Below are 26,754 nucleotides of genomic sequence, written 5' to 3' on the forward strand. Positions count from 1 at the left end.
TTACTCCTTATGCTGGTTGCTCTATGGCTTTCAAGCTGTCTTTCGGTGCGGCAATAGTTCTGTAAGCGTTGTAAGCCATCAGGAACATGCCGGTTACGAAGATAAGACCACCACAGAAACGCACGAAGTAGAACGGATAAGACGCTTGCAGAGCTTCAACAAAGCTGTAGGTCAGGGTACCGTCGGTATTCACCGCGCGCCACATCAGACCTTGCATCACACCAGAAATCCACATAGCTACGATGTACAGAACCGTACCAATAGTAGCCAGCCAGAAATGCACGTTTACCAGTTTGATAGAGTACATACGCTCTTGGCCGAACAGTTTTGGAATCAGGTGATATACCGAACCGATAGAAACCATGGCAACCCAGCCTAACGCACCTGAGTGAACGTGGCCGATTGTCCAATCGGTATAGTGAGACAGGGCATTGACTGTCTTAATTGCCATCATCGGACCTTCGAAAGTAGACATGCCGTAGAACGACAGTGACACTACCAGGAAGCGCAGAATCGGGTCATAACGCAGTTTATGCCAGGCGCCGGACAGCGTCATGATACCGTTGATCATGCCGCCCCAGGATGGCGCAAACAGTACCAGAGACATCACCATGCCCAGCGACTGAGTCCAGTCAGGCAATGCGGTGTAGTGCAGGTGGTGCGGGCCAGCCCAGATATACAGAGAAATCAGTGCCCAAAAGTGCACGATAGACAAACGGTAGGAATAAACAGGACGACCGGCTTGTTTCGGGACGAAGTAGTACATCATACCCAGGAAGCCAGCAGTAAGAAGGAAACCTACGGCGTTGTGCCCATACCACCACTGAACCATGGCATCGACTGCACCAGAGTAAACAGAATACGACTTCGTCATTGAGACCGGAATCGCCATGCTGTTCACAATGTGAAGAACGGCTACCGTCAAAATGAATGCACCGAAGAACCAGTTTGCCACATAAATGTGGGAGGTCTTTCGTTTAATCATCGTTCCGAAGAACACGACAGCATAGGAGACCCAGACAACGGCAATCAGTATATCGATTGGCCACTCCAGTTCAGCGTATTCTTTGCTGGATGTATACCCCATCGGCAGCGTAATAACTGCTGATAGAATCACGGCTTGCCAGCCCCAGAAGGTGAACGACGCTAACTTGCCACCAAACAACGTGGTTTGACAGGTACGCTGAACGACATAATAAGATGTCGCGAACAGTGCACTGGTACCGAAGGCGAAGATAACTGCATTAGTATGCAGCGGACGCAGACGGCTGTATGTCAACCAAGGGGTGTCAAAGTTAAGCGCCGGCCAAACCAACTGAGCGGCAATAAATACACCAACGCTCATTCCAACAATACCCCACAGTATGGTAGCTAGGGTGAATTGCCGAACGACCGTATAGTTGTAGTTTTGATCAAGCTGCTTTTCTTGGCTCATGTTGCATGCTTCCACTAAAAAATTTCAACTACACTCTTGTTTTCTTTGCGAACAACTTCATTTCGCAATGCCACCCAAAGCTTAGACAAATCCTGTGTTGTTTTTATAAACAATTCGACACGGAAATTGCTATTTTGTTGTAAAAGTGGCATTTTCAGCACGCATGATACTTGAGATAAGAAATGATTGACAGTGTGAAGGGTGGGCTCATGCCGCGGCTCACTATTTTTATGCAAAAAGTTTGAACTATGTAACATGGGAAATGTATACAATCATGGCCGCACAGAAACTAACTAAAGCTCGGTTGATCCAAATTCTGCTCCTACTAGCTGTTCTGATTGCGGCATTCGTATGGAGAACAATTACATACAAATCTGACAATAAGGCAGAGGAAGCACTAATGTCTTGCGAGGGTTCAGTAGAGGAATGCACTGACAAAGATGCAAAGTAGAAGCTGAAAGCACTCCGGGTTATCAGTTTGGAAAAAGGCAATAAAGGGGTACCAGTAGCTGCTCTCTTTGTATTTAAAGGTGTCAACTTCTGCAGGGCAAGGGGACGATTTATTAATTTGGTATCAGGAGTATGTGTTAGCACTCAAGCTATTGAAATGTGAGTTATTTTAATGCTTTAACGCCATGTTGCTCTGACAAGACAAACTTGCAATTACCAGATAAGGATTCAGAACATTATTTTTCATGTGAAAATAATTAAAGTTCATTAAAAACAATCGCATAGAACATAACTCTCATCTATTCACTAGGTTGAATCTTTTCCTGTGTCGTTATGATGGTTTTTTATCCAAAACTCGGTTCGAAACGTTGAAAACCTGTCCGTTGATGTATGAGGCTTTGTGACTCACCAGAAAACGTACCATAGCTGCCACGTCTTTGAATTGATTTACATCATTTTTTAGCACATCTGTCCGGTTAAGAATGTATCGGGCAGCATGGACAGTAACATCAGGTGATAAGCTATTGGCCAAAGCTTCAGTCAGTCCAACCAGGCCTTGGCTGCATACGGCGAGTAACTCGCTGTTAATGGCAGATTCATGAGGGGTAGGGACAACATGAACAATAGCCCCCTTTGTTGTTTTCAGAAGAGGCAGGCATTGTCTGGCGGTGAACAAGGTTGCTGTTAACTGGTGGTGAAGTGCCTGGTTCCAATCAAATAAATCCATTTCAGTGAAGGGGATGCCCACATCCGGAAGTGATACCGATGGGTTAATAACAAGTGCATCAAGTCGGCCGAATTGAGATTCAATCTCCCGGGCGGCTGCGGCAACGTCTGATTCCTTACTGCAATCTGTATTGCGAAACCGGACTCGTGGATCTTCTGCAACCAAATCATAACCTGCATTTTCGTCATTGCTCAGTGACATGACAATAGACTGAGTTGCAGCAAGCTCTTTACAGATATGTTTGCCTAACTCTGTTGTTCCTTCTGTGACAATGATTACTGGTTGCTTTGTCATACCCAAATCTTCTTTGTCGAATAGTTAAATACTAATAACGGTAAATCGCACACAGACTTAAGAGTTTTTTTTATAAAAATTCAATACTCTGCTGATCCTCAAATTGAAACTGTCTATTATGGTGAAGATACACACCCAGCCGTGAACACTACATGGAAATTGTTACCAGTTACTCAACGATAGAAACGACAGCAGCAGCAGTAGATGAAGCTGTCAGTCAACTCAAAGCCAGATTAGTGCGTCCCAGCCTGTTGTTGGTGTACTTTTCAGGGCATGACAATGCGCAAGTTATCCGAGAGCGGCTTGTTGCGGAATTCCCTGACACTCAAATTTTAGGCTGTTCATCATGCCAGGGTATCCTGACAGAAGAGGGGTATTTCCCTGATCGGGTGATCGGTTTATGGGCTGTTTTTGATTTCAATGGCGCGTATGGCTCTGCGTTAGTGTCTACCCATCAACTTCCTCACCAAATGGCGAAACAGGCATTGCTGAAGGCCATTCAAAATACCGGACGCTCAGGGGAACTACCTTCACTTGTTTTGCTGCACGCAAGTCCTGGCGCTGAAGAGGAGGTGATACAGGCCATATCTCAAGAGTTTGGCACACCAGTGCCTATTTATTGGTGGGAGCGCCGCGGATGCAGGGGTTTTGGGGGAATGGCAACTTTTCACTCAAGATCATTTAGCTTCTGAAGGCGTTGCTGTGAGTGTCTTTTATCCAACATGCGACTTAAGTTTTTCTTTTCACTCAGGTTACGCAAAAACTGAACAATACGCAGTGGCGACTAAGGTTGAGGGAAGGGAACTCATAGAACTTGATCACCGGCCAGCAAAAGAGGTCTATGAAGAATGGATTAAACAGCCTTTAGAGTATGGTCAAAGCATAATGTCTCTCTCTGCTTTACATCCGATTGGTCGTATTGCAGGCACTTTACATGATTTACCCTATTTTAAGCTCGCTCATCCCAATTCTGTTACTGCGCGTGGTGGAATCACATTGTTTGCTTCTATAAAGGAAGGAGAGAAACTCTACCTGATGACAGGGACGGAAGATAACCTGGTCAACCGGACCGGTCGCGCAGTGGATGGATTGCTTCATGATAGCCATCAGCAGATCGAGGCTATTGGTGGAATAAGTATTTATTGTGCTGGCTGTATGCTCCAGGTGAAATCAAAAATGGGTATGGTTGCAGAGAAAATGCAGCAATCTATGCTCAACGCGCCGTTTATTTCTCCGTTCACTTTTGGAGAACAAGGCCAGTTCCTTGGTGGTGAGAATGAGCATGGTAATTTAATGATTTCTAACGTTTTGTTTTACCGGGAATGATGAGCATGCCAGGCAGAGAAACAGAAACCCTACAGGAAACATTGCTTGCGTTACTCAGAAGCCAGGAAAGGGAGAAACAGCTCAGAGATGAGTACTCTGCTATTTTAGCGGGTATGTCAGCGATGGCTGGCGCTAATAGCAAGCGGCAAGTATTCAATAGCCTACTTGCTGTTCTGCGCAAATATATTGGTTTCGAACACGCGCTGGTGCTGACTCGTGAAGATGAAACTTCGCATCTGGAAGAACTTGTCACCACCTGTACTAATTTCGAATCTTGCTCCTGGGAAGTCAATCAAACCTTTATCCGTGCTATCAATGGCGAAAGTATTGCACTTTTCGACCCGCTGCAAGTTGCCGAATTTCGTTATTTGCCCAAGGACCAGATCGGACTGTGTCGCTCAGTGTTGATGACGGGAGTGAAAGTCAGTTCTGGTGACGCGTTACTGCTATTTTTGCATTCTCAACCCGGCCAGTTTGGCGCTTCATGTAAAAGAGTGCTGGCACGGTTTCGCCCATTGCTTGAACGCGCAATTATCGACATTGACTACAGGGAAAGATTGCAAACTCTGGTGACTGTACGAACTCAAGAGTTATTGCACAATCAGCAACGATTTAAAGACTTTGCAAATACTGTTGGTGACTGGTTTTGGGAGATAGATACCGAATACAGGTTCACGTATATCTCTGCGCCAGACTTATCTAACCACGTGATAGATAAAAAAAGTTTGTTAGATCTCTTTGATGATGATAGCGATTTCCAAACCAAGCTACGAAATAAATTGCTCAGTAATGAAGATTTTGAAGACTTGGAATGGCAGTTACCCGGTAATGAGGGTGGGGCATGGATTAGCTTCAGCGGTAGCCCGTACTTTAGTAAACACGGAGAGCTCCGGGGATATCGGGGAACAGCGAAAGACATCACCAGCAAGAAGCAACGTTTAGTCGAATTGCAGCAGGCTCGGCAACAAGCGGAATCTGCAAACGCCGCTAAATCTCAGTTTCTGGCAATGATGAGCCATGAAATTCGCACGCCTCTGAATGCAGTGCTTGGTTTGATGGATACTTTAGCTGATTCAGGACTGAATATGGAGCAGCTTAAATGGGTCAATCAAATGGAGCAGTCTGCTCAACTGCTTCTGACGATCATTAACGATATTCTGGATCTCTCTCGTATAGAATCAGGCAAGTTTGATTTATACATGGAACCCATGTCTGTCGCTGATTGTGCCACGCTGGTCGTTGAACAGCTGCGAGATCAGGCACAGAAGAAAAATATCGATTTGAATATCCGGGTTGATGAAACAGTTCCTGAAAAAACTCAAGGTGATAAGAACCGCGTGACTCAGGTTATGTTTAATCTGATTGGCAACGCTATCAAATTCACGAACAGTGGCTCAGTGAATGTTGCTGTCACAACAGCAAATAATGAGATTGTGATTACAGTTATTGATACCGGAATTGGTATCTCTGATGAAGCACAGAAAAATCTCTTTAATCCGTTTGTTCAGGCAGACGGTAGTATTACCAGAAAATATGGTGGTACTGGTTTGGGTTTGGCCATCAGCCGCCATCTTGTCGGGAAAATGCAAGGGCGTATTTCACTGGTCAGCCATTTAGGCCACGGTAGCTGTTTTTCTGTGTTTTTACCGATCATCGCAGCTGCAGCTGAAATAGAAGAAGAAAAGCTACCTCAAAGAAAAATTCCTCGCCGAGCATTATCAATTTTGTTGGCGGAAGACAGTAAGACAAACCAGATGGTTGCAAAACTCATGCTGGAAAAACGAGGACATCATGTTCAAGTCGCTGACAATGGGCAAATGGCACTGGATATGATTGAAGCGTCACCCGAACAATTTGATTTAATATTAATGGATATCTCTATGCCGGTTATGGATGGTATGGAAGCAACCAGAAAGATCAGAGAAAAGCATGTTGATTTACCCATAGTTGCGCTGACGGCAAATGCCATGCACTCAGATCAGCTTGAATATCAAAAAGCGGGCATGAACGGCTTTCTAGCAAAACCGATACGCGTAGCTGAATTGGATAAATTGCTGAGCGAATATGCCGAGCTAGTCTCGCTGGCATAATTCATTCTTATCGATGAACGCATTGGCGCTTGTCGGCCTTAGGTAATTCCACCTGACATTGAAGAACCAGGCAAACTGACAATTTGCAGCAGGACTTAAATACAAGTGTGAATTACCTATTTTATGGTAAATCACCGTTATGGTTAAATTGCGTGAACCAATCTGGCGAGGCCGTCATACAGAAGGGAGCAGAGAGCCCAACGTGTAGACTCTCACACCCTTAATTTAACATAATGTACATAATGCGTACTTAACTTGGGGGTGATTGAGGGCCAGAATTCCAGTCATACCAAGGGCTAAGCCCTTAATCCCTTGGCTCCTTAACTTTGCCGTGATGTCTTGCCAGATTCGTTGGGCTTTGAAACTTTTGGCTTTGTCTGCCGCTAAAAAGATTAGAGCTTCATGAACATCGATATTTGCACTTTCAGCCAAGAAAATAGCTTCACTATCAGTAAGTTGCCTGACACCACTTCGAATATTGCTAATTTTCTGCTTACTTATCCCTAAGTCATGGGCAATTTGCTTGTCTTGGATATAGTTTTTAGCTTCTTTGTAAGCATCTAGCAGTTGATTTGCATACATATCGAGACTCCTTTTTTTGCCAGTTTAGTCGATTAGTACCCGAAAATCGTGTCTTGAAGTCCTGATTTATTAGGATTACGGTATTCACAAATCGGTACTCATAAGCATCTTGTTACCCATGACTCAGCCCCTGTATTACGAACAAAACGCCGACGGCTCTGGTTTCGCCTTCATCGACGGTGAGCCTGAGTACTTCCGTTCGTCCGCTGAGTTACATCAAATCGGTCTGGAATTTTACCCTCAGGGTTACGAGCTGTATCTCGTTACGCCTGAGAACTGGCAGCAACTCTACGACATGGGAGTCTTCGAACATGAAAACGATTATTGACTTCCTGTCCTTCACTTGGACGCCTGCCGAGCTGGCCCATGTGCTGGAGCTTGCCAAGGCTGGCGCGACCGTCAAGGCCGTCCGCCACTTCGACTTTGTTGAGTCCGGCCAGCGTGTCGATAACTTCGCACTGGATACGGGCAAGATTGATTATGCGGCGGAAGTGCGTCGCCTGCTGAAAAACACCGACTTTGTCATTGGCGGTGATGCTCGCCGCTTTCATGAGGTCAAATCTGACCTGCTTGATCACTTTGGTATGAACACCATGGATTGTCTGTGCCGTGGTGAAATCGACCGCTTTATCAATCGCCTGAACCATGGCCTCGGCAAGTTCGGCAACGAATGGACCTTCACGTTACGTGCTGGCGGTTTCTCCGGGTATCCGCAATCGGCCTCTATCATGGTCAACGGCCAGCAAGCGGGCCTGTGTGCTTGGGGTGCCAAACAACATGGCTGTTATGTGTCGTTTTCCGGTACGGGCTGTGTCGCGTTAGACATGCCTGAAGTGCACAAGATGCTCAATGATTTGCCAGGCGCAAAAATTACCCGCGCCGATGTCGCTTATGACTGTTTCAACGGTGAATTCGGTATCAATCTGGCCCGTCAAATGGCAAAGGAAGGCTGCTTCATTACCCGTGGCCGTCCGTGTTCGTACACCTATATCGAATCCGGTCACATGGCCAAAGTCTATGATTACCAAACCCAGTCCGGCACATCCCAGTCCCTGAAAAAGCGTTACGGCCTTGTCCCTGAGTCCGGCCGCTCGTTCTATGTCGGCAGCCGTGATGCGGGCAAGATGTTGCGCGTGTACGAGAAAGGCAAACAGCTTAAATCAGACCAGCATCCTGAGTGGGTACGCTGGGAGCTGGAACTGCGCTCAAAAGACCGTGTCATTCCGTTCGATATCCTGATTGATGCCGACAAGTATTTTGCAGGTGCATACCCTGCCCTGAGCCGCATTTGTGAGGCTGAGCAATGCGCTATTGCCACACACAAACGCCATTACATGACCTCGGTCGAGAATGCCGTCAAACACGGTGCCACTCAGTGCGGCAAGCTGGTCAATTACATGCGTCAGGTGCTGGAACTGTCACCTGAGCAGGTGGTCAAGCAACTGACCAGCCACCTTGAACCGTTTGAAATCCCAGACCGACTCAATGCACCTGTCACGGGTGATTCGGATGCGTCTGAGAAAGTCCCTCTTGCGGATTTGCTGGCCTTGCGTCAGCGGTCCCAACGTAATGCAATTTATCAGCGCCTAGTGACGGCGTAACTAAACGGAGAATACACAATGTCTGGATTAACTGTACTGGTTTCGGGTGTAACCATGGGTAAAGGGATTTCTAAGAAGTCCGGTCAACCTAAGCCTTATGCCTTTGCGCAGGTGCATTATTTGGTGCCGGCGAAATCTTTCCTCAACGATGACAACAACATCAACAAGCTGGGGCTGGAAGAAAAAACCATTTCCATGTCAGAGAACGCCAGCCTGTTTGCCAAGTTTGGCGAACTGACGTTTCCGACTCAGCTTAAGTTGTCGCTGGATGCTGACCCGGAAAACCCTTCTCGTAACATTGTGGTTGACTACGCCAAGGCGTAACGGAGGCGTTATGAAATTAAGGAACCTGCACAACGCGGTCATTCTGGATACCGAAACCACGGGGCTGGATTCTGATGCTGAGATTGTTGAGGTGTCAGTGATTGATGCCTTTGACGGTACAGTGTTGTTTGATTCGTTGGTTAAACCTCAGCGCCCTATTCCATCGGATGCGATTGCGATTCATGGCATTGGTAATCACATGGTGGCCGATGCCCCTGAATTTGGCGACATCTGGCCGCAATTGGCTCAGGTGTTGAGTGGTCGGAATCTGCTGATTTATAACGCCGATTATGACACCCGCCTGATTGAACAGTCTTTGAAAATCGCAACGGGTGAATCGCACGTGTTACCTGTCCTTGAGACTTTTTGTGTCATGGAGTGGTATGCCGAATTCTGGGGCGATATGAATGAGTTTCACGGCACATATCGCTGGCAAAAACTGACCAATGCTGCCGCTCAGCAGAATATTGATATCTCTGACCTTAGCGCACACCGGGCACTAGCTGATTGTGTGATTACTCGGCGCTTGATTAATGCAGTCAATTATCAATTGGCGATACGGTCGTAAGAATCTCGGGGCGGCATCATGACAGACACATGCGTACAGATAAATGAGCAAGGTTTCTTGTATGCCGTGCCCACCCCTATAACGGATTGTGCGGGTTATGTCCTTATCAGCAAATCCAGTTATGACAGCTATCTGGCTGGCTCTGAACTAACGCCCGAGGATGTAGGTGCGGCGTTTTCATTCGGCTTTGCCGCTATCTTGGTGAGCTGCTATTTCGCGGCCTATCCGGTAGGCATTGCCAAACGTTTAATTAACAAACTTTAGAAGGAAACTTTCTTATGGAAACTATCTTTGCAGCGGTTGATATGGCAGGTGTTGCGACGTCAGTAACCGCGATTGGTGTGGCTATTGTCGGTGTGGCCATGGTGATGAAAGGCATCACGCTGGCGAAACGTGCCGTTAACAAAGCGTAATGCTGCCCCTTCTGCATGACCTGACGCTCACGCTCTGGTCACTCATTGGTGCTATCGCAGCGTATGCGGTTATGCAGGGATGGCGCTAACGTTCTGACTCTTTGGGCGGCTTCGGCTGCCCTTTTTTTTTGGCAAAACCATGAATAGATTCATTTTAATTCTGTTTGTTGCTCTGGTTGGTTTACTTCCCTTTTTACCAATTAAGGCTCACGCGGTGATGTATTACTTTAATAACGGGATTCCATCGTATGGCCCGCAACGCGGAACGTGTTCACCTCCGGGTGAATACTTAGATCATACCTACTTTAGTGAAGTGGCCTCCTGTGTTGAGGGTAAGCCTTCCGTTGGTACGAATAGTTTTTTCACTGGTTGCCGCGCAGGTACTACGGGGGTTAGCTGTGCTAAAGGCGGCCATACAAAGGGGGCGGCAGTGCTTTCGCGTGATAAGCCTGAGAACTACTGTGATTCGGCACATGTTTCTAGTTTGATTAGTCATTATAAACAGCAATGCAGCAGTCAGTTTGACTCAGAAGAGTACGACATTAATCCTAACTATATGTGTGACAGGCAGTTGCAAGGTGTCAGCGGTACCTGTAATGCCGTCAAAAAAGGTGATGGCACAGGTGACGGTGATGGTGGCGGTGATGACGGCGGCTCTCCCGGTGGTGGTGATGATGGTGGCGGTGAAGACGGCGGCGGCGATGGCGATGAAAACAACAGTCCCTGCAACGCCTATCTCGGGATACGTTTTGACGTGGGTTGGAAATCCGTTAACCATGGCACTACCCCCGGTAACTATTGGTGCTCCAGCAAAGGCGGCGGCTGCCAGGCTAAGTATGTATCCGGCTCTAAATTCTGTGGTAGTCCCGGTGCCGGTTTTGACTGTTTCGCTGAATTTGAGGTTATCGGCCCTGAATGTAATCTCTCAGAAAACGCTGACGGCTTCTGTACCGATTCCGGTTGCGTTAACTCTGGCGGTGGCGATAAACCCGGTGATGGTGACAAACCCGGCGACGGCGAAGAACCCGGTGATGGCAGCGGTGAAGAACCCGGTGACGGTGAAGATCCTACTGACTCCATTGAGGGACATCTACGCAACATCGACACCAATGTCGGCAAGCTGAACGTGGATATGAACAAACTGCTGGATACGTCCATAGACAGCAATGCCACCCTTGAAGACCAGCTTTCTCTGATGAATGACTTTAACAACACGGTAAAAAAATCTGACAACACCTTGGAGGCCATGGCGAATTTTTCCGAGCAGGAAATCAAGCTGTTGAGCAACATTCAGGGAGATTTATCTGACTATTTCGATGACCAGTATCAGCAGATGAAAAACCTGTCTAACAAGCTGAGTGATTTGAATGCCGATCTCAACGCTAACTTTGACAACTTAGGCTCTGGTAACGACAGCATCAAGGAAGTGAAGAAAGTCGTTGAGAAAACTGAGCAGGTTGCACAGAACACGGCGGAATCGAATACCCTGCTCAATGACATTAAAAATGAACTGGTCGCCAATCGTATAGCCAGCAATGCAGAGCATTTTGCCTCACTGGAAAAGCTCGACGAAATGAAAGGACTGCAGGAGGAAGGCAACACTCACCTTGAAGGGATTGGTGACAGCCTCACGGGTATCAGCGATTTGCTGTCAGACTTCGGCAATCCTGACCTGACCAATGCCGGGAACGGCACCTGTATTCAGTCGAAAACCTGCTCCAGTTTCTATGCCTCAAGCTATCCCGAAGGGATCACCGGCATTATCAATGACTTTACCAATGATATGACCTCAGGGGGACAATTTGACTTCCTGAACCAGTTTCAGGTTGATGCAGGCGGCTCTGCCCCTGATATGGGTATCGCGGTGGATTTTGGCCGATTCGGTAACTTCGGCCGATTCAGTTTTGACATTGGTTATGGGGTCTGGAGCTTTATCCGGGCCTGTATCTTGTTCTCTGCGGCCCTGCTCTGTCGTCGCTTAGTCTTTGGAGGTTAACGTGTACGTTGGAATGTTTGACTGGATAGTGATTTTGTTCAACATGCTGCTTGAGTTCCTGTACCGCATGTTGCTGTCAGGGCTGGAAATGCTCAAGGACTTGTTTTACTTGCTGTTTGAGCAGATTCTCGCAGGGGCCAAGATGCTGGCTGGCTCCATTGCTAACCTGCTGGCCCCGATTAATCTCAGCCAGTATCTGACCGGGTTGCCCACTGAGATTGGTTGGGTGTTTGGACAGCTCGGCTTGCCTCAGGCCATCGCCATGATCATCACGGCTATCACCATTCGCCTGATACTGCAGCTGATACCGTTCACACGTCTGGGGTCATGACATGATTAACTTGCTTATCGGTCGCCCCGGTGGCGGCAAGTCTTATGAAGCGGTGGTCTATCACATCATCCCGGCAGTCAAAGCAGGCCGCAAGGTGATCACCAACCTGCCCTTGAACCTTGACCACTTTAAGACGGTGTTTGGTGACGGCGTCACTGAGCTGATTAAAATCATTGAAACCGATATGTCAGACCACGGCAACGTAAACCGCCCTTTCTCCAAGCCTGAGGACTATCAAGACAGCTGGCGCAATCACGACGGTCAGGGGCCGCTCATTGTGGTCGATGAGGCACACTTGGTGTTGCCGATTAGTCGTGCATCGGTCGAGGTGCTGGAATTTCTTAGCCTTCACCGACATCACGGTGTCGATATTCTTTTAATTACCCAGTCAGACAGGAAGCTACACAAAGATGTGCGTGACATGGTTCAGGTGCAGTACCGCTGTTCAAAGAATACGGCGCTCGGTAGCGAGAAAACCTATACCCGCAAAGTACAGGACGGTTGTCGCGGTGAAGTCCTCAATGTTAGTCAGCGCAGCTACAAAGCCTCTTACTTTCCGTTTTACCAATCGCACACCGCCTCAAACGGTGCAGTGTCCGAAGCCACGGCGGCGGACATCAAACCCATCTGGCAACATTGGTCTTTTATTGGCGGCGCGCTTTGCCTGGTGTTTGTGGTGGGTATGTTTGCTACTGGTAATGTTAAAAGTCCACTATCCGCCGGGGTGAAAGAACAGCCTGAGCCAGTCAAGCAATTACACATCCAGCCGGACGGCTCCCCGACTCCCGTTCCTGAGGCACCAGTGAAGAAACGCACCCACGGCAAGCACCCTCTGGCAGATTTCGACCTGTACGTAACAGGCGCTGCCCGACAGATAGCACTCCGGCCAGACAAGAGCTTTGATCTTGATTTGTCCTTTGATGTGATTTATCTGGAAGCCTACAAAGACGAAATGAAACAGTTCGCGGTCAACTCTAAGGAGCTGCGCAAGCTGGGCTACAACATTCACGCAATCGGCAAATGTGTCTACTCCCTCGAATACCACGACTTCGATTCTATTGTCGTCTGTAATGAAAGTCGCGGCCTCATTCAAGATGGCCCACTATCCACCGTCACATCATTTTGATGAAAGCTAAGGAGGGGCGCCCCGCATCGCGGGGAGGTGCCTTAGCTTTCAGCTAACCTGATGCCGACAGGCATATAAGGGCCATCTCCGCGCCCTTTTGTAAACTCCCTGCTCACTGGCCCGTAGCCCGCACCTGTGCGGTGCTCCCTAAACTGCATCCATCGAAACCCTTCATCCTGTCAGGCCGGAGCGCAGCGACTCCTGCCCGATAACCTGCCACTTTCTCAAGGGCCGAAAACGAAGTTGCGGGAGCGGAAGCGCACCCCCCGTCTAGTAATACGGGGGGAAAGTCTCACGTTGGGCACTGCCCGGATAGCGCGGTACGATTCTAAAGGTTGCATATTTTTCTGGTTGTGATCTCATAAGCCAACGGCTTTAGATTTCGGGGGGATGCCATGAGCAGAAATGCAGAGTACGAACAGCGCAAAAAAGACGGCGGATTCAAAAAAGTGACGGTGTGGGTTCCGGCGGACAGAGAATCTGACATCAAGAACGCTATCAATGAGCTGTGTGAAAATGAACATCTGACCATCAATGTGCTGCGGGATTTGGTGACTGGCCGACTGGTATCAATGAACCGAAACTAGCGCCTGTCACTGGTGACAATTGCTTGCCTGAATGCACAACATCAGTTGATAGTTTGATCAGCTGCTATAAAAGGCGAATTGGCTATGAAATTAGACATTTTGCCATGCAGCCAGGATACTATTCGTATGATAAACTCCTAAGTGTTTGTATACAGGAGGTTATTTTGAGTATTAGCAAACGTTCTAACAGCGTTGCCGGGTTCATGTTTATCGCTTCACTTCTAGTATTGTCCATCTTACCTGCCTATCTGTTTGTGGGTGATTATATTGAGAAAGGTATTACCTTTCTATCTGGCATTGTGACTATTGGTGTTGTTGTGGCTCTTGCTAGTATCTGGCGGGATGTTGATCTATTTAAACCTGTCGAACTGAAAACGCTCTCTATTGCACTACCTTTGCTAACAGTAGTTCAGTTTATTTACCTAATGTTTGCTTACCCAGAGCAGGATATTTTCAGCGAATTAGTGTCAGACTACGTTCTAGAATTTACGGTTTATTTATTTGTGTCTACTGTTATTTGGAGATCTTCGAAGTCATGAAATCATTAGCTGGAATCGGTGGATTTTCTCAATTTACTGGTTTGTTTAAATTGATGTATAACGAGTTCACAACAAAGGCTAGCTCAGAAAAAACGTATCGTGTCATTGTTCCTGTAGTTAAAGAACGGGTATATCAAGGGTATACATTCAAAGACAAAGAACTACAAGAAATGGTTGAACTGCTTCGTTCCCTTGCTCCATATGGTGCCAAAGAAAGCAATTTCTCTCGTCGCTATTTGGTGGATGAGCGCACTTTACTGGACTTGCCCGATGATCCCGATAGGCTTTCACCTGGCTACTGGTGGTAAGTAAATGTATAAAAAAGCCCCAGTGTGGGGCTTAATTTCATTGTCTCTTTGGTGGTAAATCTTTCAAAAGTCTAGCTGTTTTAATAATCAGAGTATTGTTTTTACTGTCAGTCTCTGCACCAATCTCTAGTAACGCATGCCCAGTTAAGATTCTATCTGGTGTTAAACACCATCCATTTGGGGTGATAAGCCCTTCTTTCGATATTCTCCAGCCATTCCACGCTTCATGAGTTGTGATCTCCCTGTTTGAGTACAGTTTCATTAGTCGCCTGCACTCAGGCGGTATGGTCTGACCGCTATCCCATCGCGTGACGGTTCTCACAGATTTAAAACATAGTTTTGCGGTTTCATCCCTGCTTAAACCGCATACGAATCTTCTGAAAATATAGTTTTCTGTAATTTTTCTTGTCATGGTGTCACTTATTGCAATACCCGAAAACTGAGTTGTTGCATAGTAACCCCTTTCATATAAGCACTTACTAAATTAGATGTTAATAAAATCGTTTAACATAACCTAATCATAATGCGTACTTAATATGATAAACCAAATCTAAAATGTCTCTTTCCTGCAAAGTTAAAGTGAGCTGGTTCAAATCGACGGCTCCCACCGACAAATGCTGCCTCTTGATGTTTATCGACGATACCACCTGGACGACTGGTGAAGAAACTGAGTCGACTTTCGATTATATGGCCGCTACGCGTGATAAGCCATCTGCCTTTTACAGCGGCCGCCATGCGTTTTTTCATGTTGGTAAGCGCGATGCCCACACTGAGCGTTTGACCCATTTTGGCCGGGTGCTGAAGGATCTTAATATCGAGCGGATCTGCACCAACAGTTCGCAACAAAGGCCGCATTGAGTGTGCGAATAAAAATGTTACAGGATCACTAAAAAAAGGGAATGTGTCTCAAAGTATCAATACTATTAAGAAGCCAGCCAGCTCCCCCGACTTCATCGTCATTTCAACTGCTGCTTTGCCAAGCTGGCACATTATACCAAGGACATTTACTGGCCGGTGCACGAACTGGATGATATTTTACCTGGTAGGAACTGCGAAGAGACTCGTTCTGCAGATAGCCTTATCTCTTTCATATTTATAATGACTTGAAATACAGCTAAAGCACAAAATGACAACGTCAACAATGGTTAATATCGACATTTAACCTGAGCAGCTTGTCAAATTTGTTCTCTAAACTGTATATTATTTTGTGTTTTCCTTTGGTAAAAAACGATAGAAATAATAAGTTATAGTGCATTAAAGTTATGTTCTTGAACTCTTTACTGGTATGTCAGTACATTCTTATCTAAGATCAATGAGAGCAAAAACACATAGTAATTAATTGGATGCCAGAACATGAAAAGTATTCTTATCATTGAAGACAACAAAGTGATGGCACAAATTTTAGCTCAGCTGTTAAGAAACAGCATACAGCCCCAAACATTGCTTCATGCCAGTTCCGTTAGCCAGGCTGAGGCCATATTCATGAAATCTCAACTCTTAGGCCATACATTGGATTGTGTCTTTTTAGACTTAAACCTCAACCACCCTTTGGATGGCCTTTCGTTGCTGGGCCAAATAAAGCAGGATCACCCAGACTTGCCTGTTATTGTTGTGACGGCAGAAAATGAAATGGAAACGGTGAAAAAAGTTATCTCACATAAGCCTGATGGCTATATTGTAAAACCCCTTTCGATGCAAAAGCTCAATCAATGCTTGGCTAAGATATCAAATCTTCAGTTAGATATTGAAAAGTAACTAAGGTCTGAATTATATTTTTTTACACTTAAACAAGTTATGGTGCATTAGAGAAGCAATAATAGCCTGCTCTTGGCAGGCCTGAATCTAGGCTTGTCTCCGGCCTGATTTCTTGTTGTTAGAAGAAAACGGAAACACGTTGTGGATCTTTTGCTTCACTTTTGCTGGAACATCTTTCGAGAAAACCAGCTTTGTCGTAAACCTATTCTTATAAACCTTGATTTGCCCAGTAAATGGCTCCCGATGGGCAATATCTTTACACCCATGTAAGAATCCACTGGGGACATTCCCCTTCGTCTGTTTCAACTCACCTTGCTCAAATTTTAACATCATTACTGGGCGATCCTTAAAAACCAGGATCAACACAGCAACTGCCAGCAAAAGAACATATTCCATCGTCTTATTCCTCAAACAAACAGCGCATGATATTAGGTATAGCGAATCAGTCGAGTTGAAGCAATTTACTTAAGTCTTGTTTTATGTCCTGTACCTTTTTATTGGCTTCCAGGGACTTGGTGCTTTCACTCAACAAATACTCGATAGTGTCAGATAAGGTACAGTCCAACTCTTTCGACTTATCGGCCAGCTTCTCCCAGACACGATAATCCAGATCAATAGATTTTTTGCGTGTATGGACCTGCTCAGCATTGAAGTGGCGTTTTCGCTTCGCACGTATCGCCTGCTTCATTTTATTTTCAAGATCGGGAGACATGTGATGACCAATCCAATCCAGCACTTTGGTTGGTTCGTGCTCTATCTCAAGTAATGATGCCACGGCGGCCTCGGCCTCACTGGTATCAATATGACGCGTAACGGCTTCCCCTTCCTTGTACTTCTTTACCAGGTAGCCCCACTTCCAGCCAGCCTCAAGGTTTTCTAATTGCTGATATTTCATAATCGACGCTTATTTGGGTATGTAAAGTCTACAATTAATAGAGAGTGACAGTGTAACTAGATCGATAGTGAAGCACAATAGCACATTGATTTAGAAGCATGTCTCCCTCTTTGAAGGAACGCCTTTTGGCTGATTCTCATCCGAATCGCAGGATAATCCATGCCTGTTCTATTATGCGGACAACGATTCCTTTATACTGCTGTCTTTTTCACAGTAACGGAAATTATATCAAGCCTATGCAAGAAGAATCCTGGCGTACCATGCTCCCAGATTACACTCAGTATGAGTCAATTCTGGACCAGTATGCACAACTCCCCCCTGCACCGACAGGCATTTTACAAGATCGCCTGAGCGATGCCGTACGCCGATTCACAGCAGTTGATATCCAGCCCAGATTATTAAGAATTACTGCACCTGATAACAAGGTTTACCGCGACTATATCATTGATCTGCTGATGCATTGGGATTCAGCAGGTAAAAGCCCGTCAGATGAGTCTCCTATTGTAATAGCCGGTGACAATGTCACAGACATCAACCTGTTTGGAGCCGTGTATCCACCTTTAGAAGATGGCAAATTAACGAAACCTCAGGTTAAGCATGGTCTGCTTCACCAAGCCAACAACGGTTATTTAGTATTGTCTGTCGCCAGTATTCTTGCCAACCCAAGCTTATGGCCAAGGCTCAAAGCGGTACTGATGAATGGCGAACTGGAGTGGCAACCCGTTACTCAGAAGAAATTTTACCCATTGCCACCTGCTGAAGCACTGAATGTAAAATTAGTCGTGGTTGGTGACAGATTCTTAATGGCAGAACTGGAAAATGCTGAGCCCGACATCGCTTCTGGCTTTAGCATGTATGGTGAGTTTGAGCAGGATATGCGCCTTACTCAAGCGAGTCTGCCAAAATATTTAGCCTATCTGAAGTCTCTGATTGAAAAAGCTGGGGTACCAGACATGGCGGACAACGACGCATTGAAACTCTTGATGCGTACCGGTGCTCGCCATGAAGAAGATCAAAACCGTTTACCTCTTTGCCCTATCTGGCATCTAAGCCTGCTATGTGAGGCAGCAATAGAATCCCAGAGCAAACCGATTACAGCCGAACACTTGCAACAGTCACTGAAAGCCAGAGAATACCGCAGTTCATATTTGCCAGAGAGAGCCATCGAGGATATCCATCACGGCCAGGTTATTATTAACTGCCATGGCAAAGAAATCGGTCAGGTTAATGGTTTAACTGTTGTCGAAATGCCTGGCCACCCTGTCGCTTACGGCGAGCCAGCCCGAATTTCCTGCGTGGTTCACTTTGGTGATGGCGACATTTCAGATGTTGAACGCAAGGCTGAACTGGCAGGAAATATTCATGCTAAAGGCATGATGATCATGCAGGCCTTTGTCAGTACCGCCCTTGACCTTGACCAGCCGCTGCCGTATTCGGCATCTATCGTTTTTGAACAGTCTTACAGCGAAGTGGATGGCGACAGCGCGTCTTTAGCAGAACTATGTGCTTTGGTGTCAGCCCTTTCTCAGCAGCCCATCAATCAGCAAATCGCCGTTACAGGGGCTGTCGATCAATTTGGCCGTGTACAAGCAGTCGGTGGTATAAACGAAAAAATCGAGGGATTCTACAAGGTTTGCGCCTATCGGGGCCTAACCGGCCACCAAGGTGTCATCTTGCCGAAAACAAACCTGAGTAACCTGTGTCTTTGTGACGAAGTCCTGAATGCAATTAAAGACGGTAAATTTCATATCTGGGCCGTAAATAGTGTGGATGATGCGCTACCTTTACTGACAGGTAAATCTTTCCGTCGAGACGAAAGTAATCAAGAAAGCGATGAAGATACACTCTTAGACGTCATCGCTATACGTATAGCGCACTTCCATAGCGGTCATAATGACGAAGGCTCAGGTTGGTTAACCAAAATGAAAAACTGGTTGGTCCACCACTGATCCGAGTTGTTAGGCGTACAGGTGTAAGCTAAATTGCCCCAATAATTTCAAAGAGAAAATAGCATCCAATGAAGAAATGCAATTCTTACAACCGTGACGATCTCCTCGCTTCCAGCCAAGGCCAATTATTTGGTCCTGGCCGTCCTCAATTACCAGCACCTAACATGCTGATGATGGATCGTATTGCTGAAATCACTGATGAAGGTGGTGAGTTTAATAAAGGCTTCATCATTGCTGAGCTGGATATCAAACCTGATCTTTGGTTTTTCGACTGCCACTTCCCTGGCGATCCCGTTATGCCTGGCTGCCTGGGTCTGGATGCAATGTGGCAACTTGTTGGCTTCTTCCTTGGCTGGATTGGCGGTGAAGGTAAAGGCCGTGCTCTGGGCGTGGGTGAAGTGAAGTTCACTGGTCAAATCCTGCCTACAGCTAAAAAAGTCACCTATGAGATCCAAATGAAGCGTGTTATCAACCGTAAGCTGATTATGGGTGTTGCTGATGGCCGAGTGCTGGTTGATGGCAAAGAAATCTATGTAGCTAAAGACCTGAAAGTCGGCTTGTTTCAAGACACGTCGAATTTCTGATTCAGTTTAACGCTATATCAATAACAGAAAGGTCGCACACGCGGCCTTTTTTGCGTGTCTGCGGCAGATAAAGTAAAGCCCCTCTCCAAAGGGGCTCTGTATGGTTAGGGATATGAGGGTGAAGGTTTTATTTTGCGCGGCCAGATTGCAATTCTTCTCTCGCGTCTCGCCAGCCACCTAGCCAGTTCATACGGGCGTCCACAGTTTGATATGGACATGCGTCACTGGAACGACCATTAATGCCAGCTTGATAGCCTCGAGATTGGGCGCGTTCCATACGATCCCGCTTTTGTCTCTTCATAGTTCGATCCTCATCCTTATTCATATTAATCATTACCGTTACATAATGATGGAGTTTTTGTGACTCCACCTTAAGGATTGGATATTTAACTGAAGAGATCAACCTTCATAAAAAATCAGGCTCACAACTTGTGAGCCTGATTAAAAATCGAACAATTTTGACAAATTACTTTCGGCGACGTAAGCCCAGCAGCACCATAAGTGACAGTGTCACTATACCAATGGAGCCCCCTTTCCGGCTTACACTACTTTCATCATCGCCTCTTGGCTGCACTTGAGCATCAACGCGAGGAATCAGCTTAACAGCAACTAAACGCTCATCCCCATCACACTCCGCATTCTTGCTGAGCGACTTATACCCCGCATCACACTTCAGTGCTGTCGCAGAAATAACACCCGCATCATTAATGCCTGTAGCCTGAGCGATACGGAACTGGTTTGCGGATCCACTAATGTTGTCATCATTGGTCAGGTCATCCAGCATCCAGGTTGACTTCGCTGGCAGTGCATCAGTGACAGCGTCACTACCTGCAAGATAGGTGAAAGCACGCTGACGACGTTGCCGGCCGTTAACCTGATTAACCGTCTCTGCATCAACCCAACCGACAATCTGATCATTATTGTTGATCGCGCTTGGGTAGCCATTTGCACCAGCAAAGAAGATGCTGCTGATGGATGAATCGAGCCATTTGAATGAATTCGACGTCGCATCATACAAATACATCATTTCCGCATAAGAGCGCTCTGTCGACTTGGCTCGCTTAGCAACCCCAATCACTGTATTTTGGTCATTGATATCCGTCGCTATGGTATAGCGGTAAATACGGTCATTACCCTGTTCAATATTCAGGTTCGGAATGTAAGAAACCGTCCAGCTCTCAGCGGTTGGAGTGCCAGTCACACCCTCTTTCAGCTTAAAGATAGCTGCGCGCACCGCATAATAATCGTTGTCCACTGAGTCGGTGGTGTATCCCACCATCACTGGCTTACCGTCAACCAGAGAAACCGCCCGGGCTGATGCCTGGAAAGAACGATTGTTGTCATCTGGGTCTAACGCCGGGCGATCCGATGCACGGGCTGCAACTAACTGAGCTTCTGAAGTGGCTGAACCATCAACATTCCAGAATGCTGCCTCGTTGGCGAAGACAGTAAACTGACAAGCCCATGAATTAAATATCGTGCCTGGCGTCGCGCCATTGGTGACACAGTTATTCAGGTCGCCACGGTTGATCGGCACGTCATCAGGCAGCTTGATATTGTCATTAAGGTTTGAAGGGGCAAACGCCGCACTACCAACTACCAGCAGATTACCAGCAGGATACTCAACAGCATCCCAGGCTAATGTCTGACCCATGTTTTTAACCAGGTCATTGCCGGCTACCGGCAGTAATGAAACCTTACTGGCGCCAAGATTCACAAAGCCGCGCTTGTTGAACTGGCGGGCATAATGGTTGTTATTGGCAAAATAAGCCGAGCTGGTCACACCCAACGCATAGCCACCCAACGTTGAGGTACCGACAGCACTGACCGCACCATTGGTGGAAACATGATCGCCGCCATCCACCAGCGTACCGAGTGACGGTGTCACGCTTGAATCATAACCTGCCACATCATTGGCAAACGTAGTGGCACGCTCAAAAGCGTCTGCACCGTTATCTAGGATTGGCAACGTGTTAGCATAATAATTGTTCTGCCAGGCAAACTGCTCTCTGCGCAGGCCGCCATAACCTGAACCATCTTCCGGGTTGTCCGAATTATAGCCAACACCAAAAAACCGCGTTTCAGCCCAGGTATCACAGGTATTGAATCCATATGCAGAGCTGCAGTGTCTTTCCAGTGACCACTCATCATTGATCTGCTGGAAATTATCCAGCTGATATGGAATCTCATCGCGGATATCAATACCGTCACTGCCAAAGCGGCTTTCACCGAAAACTTTATAACTGGTTGATGAACAGCTGGTTTCAAAGCAGTTTTCAGTGCCTGTTGACGGACTGATCCCCTGCCCATAAAACTGCACCTGGCTGGCCAAATCACTGTTATTTTTATCGTAATACTGCAGTGCAGATACACCACTGGCATCACCGCTCACTTCAACAACGTCGTAAACCGCCGCTTGTGCCTGCGTGACGCTGGCAACAACAATTGCCAGCGCTGAAAACTTGAACATCTTCTGTCGCATTAGGATTCCTTCTGCATTGCTTCTAGTTCTTCCCAACGTTCAAAGGCGACTTCCAGTGCCTGCTCTGCCTCTGCCAGGCGTGACAGGGTCACTTGAGTGTCATCAGTTGAGCTTTGGAAAAATGCAGGATCATTGATTTTTTCCTGCAACTGGGCAATCTCATTTTCCAAATCTTCCAAACGAGACGGCAATTCTTCAAGTTCTTTCAGAAGTTTATAAGACAACTTCTTACCCGGCTTATCCCGGCTCCCTTGCTGCCGCTGTTGGCTTTCATCTTTTTTATTCTCGGCGGCTTGCTCTTCTGCCTGTGCTTTTGCACGTTGCGCAGCAGAGTTTGCTCGCTGGGCTTGTGCATCATGGTAGCCACCCACGTATTCATTGACGACACCCTGACCTTCAAAAATCCAGCTTGTGGTCACAGTATTATCAACAAACTGACGATCGTGGCTCACTAAGAGCAAAGTGCCCTGATAATTGGCAAGAATATCTTCCAAAAGTTCCAGAGTTTCGATATCCAAATCGTTTGTTGGTTCATCAAGAACCAATAAATTATTGGGTTTCAGGAATAACTTGGCCAACAACAAGCGGTTCTTCTCACCGCCAGACAGCGCCTTCACCGGCGTGCGCGCTCTTTTGGGGTGGAACAAAAAGTCCTGCAGATAACCTAACGCATGGCGGCTGCGGCCGTTGACCGTGACTTCCTGTTTACCTTCTGCCAGGTTATCCAGCACGGTTTTTTCGGGATCAAGTATTTCGCGGTACTGATCAAAGTAAGCCACTTCCAGCTTGGTGCCACAGTGAAAATGCCCTTCCGTCGCCTGTAGCTGGCCCAGCATGAGCTTGAGCAAAGTACTCTTACCGCAGCCGTTTGGCCCAATCAGGGCGATACGGTCACCGCGCATGACGTTAAAGCTGAAATCATTAATGATAGGTTTGTCGTCGTAACGGTAGCTGATATTCTCGGCTTCAAAGACAACCTTGCCTGAACGACGGGCATCCTGAAGCTGCATATCTGCTTTACCCATCACTTCCCGGCGCTCACTGCGCTCGGCTCGAAGCTGCTTCAGCGCTCTTACTCGCCCTTCATTACGGGTACGTCTCGCTTTAATGCCCTGACGTATCCAGGTTTCTTCCTGCGCAAGTTTTTTATCAAACTCAGCGTTCTGCTCGCTTTCGATACGCAATAACTCTTCCTTCGCGTCCAGATACTTATCGTAATCGCCAGGGAATGAGTTCAGCTTGCCTCGATCCAAATCGACAATACGTGTCGACATTGAACGAATAAAAGCCCGGTCGTGAGAAATGAAGATGATAGAGCCACGGAAATCTTTTAAGAAACCTTCCAGCCATTCAATCGTGGCGACATCCAGGTGGTTGGTCGGTTCATCGAGCAAGAGAATATCAGGCTCACTCACCAGAGCACGTGCCAGCGCGGCTTTACGCTGCCAGCCGCCAGACAGATCCGCCAGCAAAGTGCCGGCATCTAACTCGAGGTGTTCTAATACAGAGCTGATTTTGTTATCAAACTGCCAGGCATTAGCATGATCCAGTTTTTCCTGTATCTTAGCTAATTGTGCAAAGTGTATTTCACTGGCATCCGTGGTGATTTTATCGAGTAAGTGGTGATATTCGCGAAGCAAACCACCCACTTCTGATAAACCTTCTGCAACAAAATCAAAGACAGTGCCTTCGGCATTGCGAGGTGGATCTTGTTCCAGCCGTGAAACCTTTAATTCACTCATACGCTGGATACTGCCATCATCCAGCAGTACCTCACCGGCGATGACTTTCATTAACGTGGATTTGCCTGCACCATTACGGCCGACCAAACAAACACGTTCATTAGGTTGCAGCAGAAATTCGGCATGATCCAATAATGGATGATCACCATAAGCAAGCTGCGCGTTACTGATTTTAATTAATGCCATGACTCTTTAACCAAAGTGCCAGCTCAGCGGCATCGAAAGGCCAGCCAAGCTCAGAAACAGATTCATTGTCGTAAAAAGATACGACCGGTATTGTGACGCCGTAACGGGAAAACAGGTTGTCGTCAAAAGCAATATCAACGACATCTACCTGCTCTGAAACTCCAGCCTCCGTAAGCAGTGCATACGCCTGCTCACAGAGGTGGCATCCCTCCGTACTGTAGAGGATGATAGACAAGTAACAATCCTTAGTTTATCGACTTCAGCGACTCAAACATCGCCTTCCTTATGGGTAATAATCCAGCAGTTATGAATTTGCTTATTACGGGCAAAATCCATCGGCAGTGTTTCAGAAGATATGTTCTTCGCCACCAGCCCCAAATCTGCTAATGCCGCTTCATCCATCTTGAAGTGGCGTTTATTGTTTGAAAACACAATCTCTCCCCCCTTGCGCAGCATTCGCTTCAGGTTCTCCATCAGCATGATGTGGTCACGCTGCACATCAAAACTCTGTTTCATGCGCTTAGAGTTAGAGAAAGTCGGCGGATCAATGAAGATCAAATCAAAGGTGTCATCCACTTCCTGCAGCCATTGCAGGCAGTCCGCCTGAACATACTCATGCTGACGGCCGACCTGACCATTCAAGGCCATATTTTCCTGTGCCCAACGCAGATAGGTATTTGACATATCAACCGTTGTGGTGGATTTAGCGCCACCGCAAGCAGCATGCACCGTTGCCGAGCCTGTGTAAGCAAACAGATTGAGGAAATCTTTGCCTTTTGACATCTCGCCAAGACGACGACGGGTAATTTTATGATCCAGAAACAGCCCGGTGTCGAGATAATCAAACAGGTTAACCTGCAGCTTTACACCGTATTCGTTGACCGTCATATAACGCGATGCATTAGACAGCTTCTGATACTGGCTTTTACCTTTCTGGCGCTCTCGCACCTTCAACACCACTTTATCGCTGTCAACCCCGGTCACCTGAATCGTGGCACGCATAATATCCATCAATCGACGGCGGGCCGTTTCCTCAGGTACTGATTTAGGTGCTGCGTACTCCTGAATCACCACATAGTCGGCATACTTGTCGATCGCGGCATTGTAGTCAGGCAAATCGGCATCGTAGACCCGATAGCAATCCAACTCTTCTTTCTTTGCCCATTTATCTAATTTCGACAGGTTTTTCTTCAGGCGATTCGCAAAATCCGGTGCAACCAGCGATTCTTCAAGTTGTCCTTCTTTAGCACCCTCTACCTGCTTAACACCACCAGCAGTGATCTGATATGTCTTGAGCACACAATCTAATGCGCCGTTACGCAGCTTAAACTGCTTATCGGCCCGCATACGCATACAGCTCAGCAATTCATTCGACGATGAGAAGATCGACGCCACTGAACCGGCAAAGGCCAGCTTGAGACGATTTCCTAACTCGGTGTAAAGTGCAATCAGCTCAGGTGTGGTGCCCAAACGCTCACCATAAGGGGGGTTACACAAAATCACACCGGTCTCGAATCCGTTAGGACGAACCAATTGGGTGGCATCACCGTATTCGAAATCAATCAGCTCACTCACACCGGCGCGGCCTGCGTTGTCTCTGGCCACAGTCAGAATACGCCTGTCCATTTCGCGGCCAAAGAAAGGTGTTGTGACGTTAGCCACACCCCGACGGGCTTTCACAGAGGCTTCAGCATGAATCTCTTGCCAGGCATCCTGGTCAAAATCATTTAAGACTTCAAAACCCCAACGCTTACGCTTTAATCCCGGCGCAATTTCCGCTGCTATCATGGCAGCCTCAATCAATAATGTGCCTGAGCCACACATTGGATCTAACAATGGCTTCTCTGGCGTCCAGCCACTTTTCATCACCAAAGCCGCAGCGTGAGTCTCGCGCAATGGTGCTTTACCCGCTTCAGTACGATACCCGCGCTGGTGAAGGCCACTCCCCGCCATATCCAAACCCACAATGGCTTTATCGTTCGACAAACGCACGTGGATGCGTAAATCAGGTCGTTCACGGTCAATTGTCGGACGAGGCTGATTTCCCTTGGTAAACCGGTCAACAATGGCATCCTTAACTTTCATCGCGCCATACTGGCTGTTACGGATTTCACGGTTAGTACCGTTGAAGTCGACCACAATACGGGTACGGGAACTGAAATACTGCTCCCAGCTGATCGCTGTCGCGCCGAGATACAGATCCAGATCGTTCCTGACGTTGAATTCGCTTAATACCTGGACGATACGTGATGCAACACGAGTCCATAAACAGCAACGATAAGCCGTATTCTGATCAGCGGAAAAGCGAACGCCGGCATGCACAACTTTTACTTGTGCAGCACCTAATTGAGTCAGTTCATCGGCCAGAAGATTTTCCAGACCACGGGAAGTAATAGCGAGATATTGATTCATGGGTTTCTTTTCAAACAAATGTTGCCCGCGATTATACCTGAATTCACAGATA

30 protein-coding genes are annotated in these 26,754 nt (G+C 47.0%); 19 read left to right on the top strand and 11 right to left on the bottom strand.

Translation table 11 applies throughout. The features are described 5' to 3' along the window. Window positions 1-7: 7 nt before the first annotated feature. Complete coding sequence (gene ccoN / locus Q4491_RS04350) at window positions 8-1,435, bottom strand: cytochrome-c oxidase, cbb3-type subunit I (protein WP_192017109.1); 1,428 nt, start codon at window positions 1,433-1,435, stop codon at window positions 8-10. Between the two features lie 781 nt (window positions 1,436-2,216). Beyond that, window positions 2,217-2,906, bottom strand: a complete 690-nt coding sequence (locus Q4491_RS04355) for an SDR family oxidoreductase (RefSeq protein ID WP_303455013.1) — start codon at window positions 2,904-2,906, stop codon at window positions 2,217-2,219. A gap of 152 nt (window positions 2,907-3,058) precedes the next feature. Here Q4491_RS04355 and Q4491_RS04360 point away from each other — a divergent pair, with 152 nt between their 5' ends. Genes Q4491_RS04360 through Q4491_RS04370 form a run of 3 tightly spaced genes read left to right on the top strand, consistent with a single transcriptional unit; the run spans window position 3,059 to window position 6,322 of the window. Continuing rightward, a complete protein-coding gene (locus tag Q4491_RS04360; protein WP_368393384.1) occupies window positions 3,059-3,598 on the top strand; it encodes an FIST N-terminal domain-containing protein in 540 nt (179 codons plus the stop codon). Continuing rightward, a complete protein-coding gene (locus Q4491_RS04365) occupies window positions 3,555-4,232 on the top strand; it encodes an FIST signal transduction protein (protein WP_368393385.1) in 678 nt (225 codons plus the stop codon). The genes Q4491_RS04360 and Q4491_RS04365 overlap by 44 nt, the downstream gene beginning before the upstream one ends. Window positions 4,233-4,237: 5 nt before the next feature. Further along, on the top strand, window positions 4,238-6,322 hold the full coding sequence (locus tag Q4491_RS04370; protein WP_192017106.1) for an ATP-binding protein: 2,085 nt from the start codon (window positions 4,238-4,240) through the stop codon (window positions 6,320-6,322). A 225-nt stretch (window positions 6,323-6,547) separates the two neighbouring features. On the opposite strand, the gene Q4491_RS04375 is transcribed toward Q4491_RS04370, so the two are convergent. Continuing rightward, window positions 6,548-6,904 (bottom strand): DUF3693 domain-containing protein, encoded by a 357-nt coding sequence (locus Q4491_RS04375; RefSeq protein ID WP_303455019.1) that lies wholly within the window; start codon window positions 6,902-6,904, stop codon window positions 6,548-6,550. Window positions 6,905-7,022: 118 nt separating this feature from the next. Here Q4491_RS04375 and Q4491_RS04380 point away from each other — a divergent pair, with 118 nt between their 5' ends. The 12 genes from Q4491_RS04380 (at window position 7,023) to Q4491_RS04435 (ending at window position 14,697) form a co-directional block, all read left to right on the top strand. Further along, on the top strand, window positions 7,023-7,232 hold the full coding sequence (locus Q4491_RS04380) for a hypothetical protein (RefSeq protein ID WP_161443297.1): 210 nt from the start codon (window positions 7,023-7,025) through the stop codon (window positions 7,230-7,232). Continuing rightward, window positions 7,216-8,505, top strand: coding sequence for a replication initiation factor domain-containing protein (locus Q4491_RS04385; protein WP_303455024.1), 1,290 nt, complete (start codon window positions 7,216-7,218; stop codon window positions 8,503-8,505). The genes Q4491_RS04380 and Q4491_RS04385 overlap by 17 nt, the downstream gene beginning before the upstream one ends. Window positions 8,506-8,523: 18 nt before the next feature. Continuing rightward, the gene (locus tag Q4491_RS04390; RefSeq protein ID WP_161443301.1) at window positions 8,524-8,829 is read left to right on the top strand and encodes a hypothetical protein; all 306 of its coding nucleotides are present in this window, start codon (window positions 8,524-8,526) and stop codon (window positions 8,827-8,829) included. Between the two features lie 10 nt (window positions 8,830-8,839). Further along, window positions 8,840-9,397: a 3'-5' exonuclease gene (locus Q4491_RS04395; RefSeq protein WP_192017103.1), complete on the top strand. Its 558-nt coding sequence runs from the start codon at window positions 8,840-8,842 to the stop codon at window positions 9,395-9,397. An 18-nt stretch (window positions 9,398-9,415) separates the two neighbouring features. Beyond that, a complete protein-coding gene (locus tag Q4491_RS04400; RefSeq protein WP_192017102.1) occupies window positions 9,416-9,661 on the top strand; it encodes a single-stranded DNA-binding protein in 246 nt (81 codons plus the stop codon). Between the two features lie 14 nt (window positions 9,662-9,675). Beyond that, a complete protein-coding gene (locus Q4491_RS04405; protein WP_272872736.1) occupies window positions 9,676-9,810 on the top strand; it encodes a hypothetical protein in 135 nt (44 codons plus the stop codon). A 484-nt stretch (window positions 9,811-10,294) separates the two neighbouring features. Further along, window positions 10,295-11,806 carry a hypothetical protein gene (locus tag Q4491_RS04410; RefSeq protein WP_303455032.1) on the top strand — a complete coding sequence of 504 codons (1,512 nt, stop codon included), beginning with the start codon at window positions 10,295-10,297 and terminating at the stop codon, window positions 11,804-11,806. A 1-nt stretch (window position 11,807) separates the two neighbouring features. Then, entirely contained in the window at window positions 11,808-12,137 is a 330-nt protein-coding gene (locus Q4491_RS04415) for a DUF2523 family protein (protein WP_303455034.1), read from the top strand. 1 nt (window position 12,138) lies between these two features. Next, window positions 12,139-13,263: a zonular occludens toxin domain-containing protein gene (locus Q4491_RS04420; protein ID WP_303455036.1), complete on the top strand. Its 1,125-nt coding sequence runs from the start codon at window positions 12,139-12,141 to the stop codon at window positions 13,261-13,263. Between the two features lie 395 nt (window positions 13,264-13,658). Beyond that, window positions 13,659-13,850: a hypothetical protein gene (locus Q4491_RS04425; protein WP_303455038.1), complete on the top strand. Its 192-nt coding sequence runs from the start codon at window positions 13,659-13,661 to the stop codon at window positions 13,848-13,850. A gap of 164 nt (window positions 13,851-14,014) precedes the next feature. After that, window positions 14,015-14,389, top strand: a complete 375-nt coding sequence (locus Q4491_RS04430; RefSeq protein ID WP_303455040.1) for a hypothetical protein — start codon at window positions 14,015-14,017, stop codon at window positions 14,387-14,389. Then, window positions 14,386-14,697 (top strand): hypothetical protein, encoded by a 312-nt coding sequence (locus tag Q4491_RS04435; protein WP_303455042.1) that lies wholly within the window; start codon window positions 14,386-14,388, stop codon window positions 14,695-14,697. Before Q4491_RS04430 ends, Q4491_RS04435 begins: the two co-directional genes overlap by 4 nt. Before the next feature lie 37 nt (window positions 14,698-14,734). On the opposite strand, the gene Q4491_RS04440 is transcribed toward Q4491_RS04435, so the two are convergent. Further along, window positions 14,735-15,109 (bottom strand): DUF3653 domain-containing protein, encoded by a 375-nt coding sequence (locus Q4491_RS04440; RefSeq protein WP_303455043.1) that lies wholly within the window; start codon window positions 15,107-15,109, stop codon window positions 14,735-14,737. A gap of 215 nt (window positions 15,110-15,324) precedes the next feature. Between Q4491_RS04440 and Q4491_RS04445 the strand changes: the two genes are divergently transcribed. Continuing rightward, on the top strand, window positions 15,325-15,555 hold the full coding sequence (locus tag Q4491_RS04445; protein WP_192017093.1) for a hypothetical protein: 231 nt from the start codon (window positions 15,325-15,327) through the stop codon (window positions 15,553-15,555). Between the two features lie 495 nt (window positions 15,556-16,050). Further along, the gene (locus Q4491_RS04450; protein WP_192017092.1) at window positions 16,051-16,452 is read left to right on the top strand and encodes a response regulator; all 402 of its coding nucleotides are present in this window, start codon (window positions 16,051-16,053) and stop codon (window positions 16,450-16,452) included. An 87-nt stretch (window positions 16,453-16,539) separates the two neighbouring features. On the opposite strand, the gene Q4491_RS04455 is transcribed toward Q4491_RS04450, so the two are convergent. Together Q4491_RS04455 and matP are read right to left on the bottom strand one after the other, a co-directional pair. Continuing rightward, window positions 16,540-16,848, bottom strand: coding sequence for a DUF3634 family protein (locus tag Q4491_RS04455; protein WP_192017091.1), 309 nt, complete (start codon window positions 16,846-16,848; stop codon window positions 16,540-16,542). Between the two features lie 46 nt (window positions 16,849-16,894). Continuing rightward, window positions 16,895-17,347: a macrodomain Ter protein MatP gene (gene matP, locus Q4491_RS04460; RefSeq protein ID WP_192017090.1), complete on the bottom strand. Its 453-nt coding sequence runs from the start codon at window positions 17,345-17,347 to the stop codon at window positions 16,895-16,897. 236 nt (window positions 17,348-17,583) lie between these two features. Here matP and Q4491_RS04465 point away from each other — a divergent pair, with 236 nt between their 5' ends. Together Q4491_RS04465 and fabA are read left to right on the top strand one after the other, a co-directional pair. Further along, window positions 17,584-19,296: a Lon protease family protein gene (locus tag Q4491_RS04465; protein WP_192017089.1), complete on the top strand. Its 1,713-nt coding sequence runs from the start codon at window positions 17,584-17,586 to the stop codon at window positions 19,294-19,296. Window positions 19,297-19,364: 68 nt separating this feature from the next. Then, complete coding sequence (gene fabA / locus Q4491_RS04470) at window positions 19,365-19,880, top strand: bifunctional 3-hydroxydecanoyl-ACP dehydratase/trans-2-decenoyl-ACP isomerase (protein ID WP_027252208.1); 516 nt, start codon at window positions 19,365-19,367, stop codon at window positions 19,878-19,880. 127 nt (window positions 19,881-20,007) lie between these two features. Here fabA and rmf read toward each other — a convergent pair whose 3' ends face one another. From rmf to rlmKL, 5 genes are all read right to left on the bottom strand, one after another. Further along, window positions 20,008-20,181 (bottom strand): ribosome modulation factor, encoded by a 174-nt coding sequence (gene rmf / locus Q4491_RS04475; RefSeq protein ID WP_027252207.1) that lies wholly within the window; start codon window positions 20,179-20,181, stop codon window positions 20,008-20,010. Window positions 20,182-20,346: 165 nt separating this feature from the next. Next, the gene (locus tag Q4491_RS04480; RefSeq protein WP_303455049.1) at window positions 20,347-22,362 is read right to left on the bottom strand and encodes a DUF3466 family protein; all 2,016 of its coding nucleotides are present in this window, start codon (window positions 22,360-22,362) and stop codon (window positions 20,347-20,349) included. Continuing rightward, complete coding sequence (locus Q4491_RS04485; protein WP_303455052.1) at window positions 22,362-24,290, bottom strand: ABC transporter ATP-binding protein; 1,929 nt, start codon at window positions 24,288-24,290, stop codon at window positions 22,362-22,364. Before Q4491_RS04485 ends, Q4491_RS04480 begins: the two co-directional genes overlap by 1 nt. Then, a complete protein-coding gene (locus Q4491_RS04490; RefSeq protein ID WP_027252204.1) occupies window positions 24,277-24,525 on the bottom strand; it encodes a glutaredoxin family protein in 249 nt (82 codons plus the stop codon). The genes Q4491_RS04485 and Q4491_RS04490 overlap by 14 nt, the downstream gene beginning before the upstream one ends. A gap of 32 nt (window positions 24,526-24,557) precedes the next feature. Continuing rightward, window positions 24,558-26,702, bottom strand: a complete 2,145-nt coding sequence (gene rlmKL / locus Q4491_RS04495) for a bifunctional 23S rRNA (guanine(2069)-N(7))-methyltransferase RlmK/23S rRNA (guanine(2445)-N(2))-methyltransferase RlmL (RefSeq protein ID WP_303455055.1) — start codon at window positions 26,700-26,702, stop codon at window positions 24,558-24,560. Window positions 26,703-26,754 lie beyond the last annotated feature (52 nt).

This window comes from Photobacterium sp. 2_MG-2023 (genome assembly GCF_030547675.1).
In the GTDB taxonomy this organism is placed as follows: Bacteria; Pseudomonadota; Gammaproteobacteria; order Enterobacterales; family Vibrionaceae; genus Photobacterium; species Photobacterium arenosum.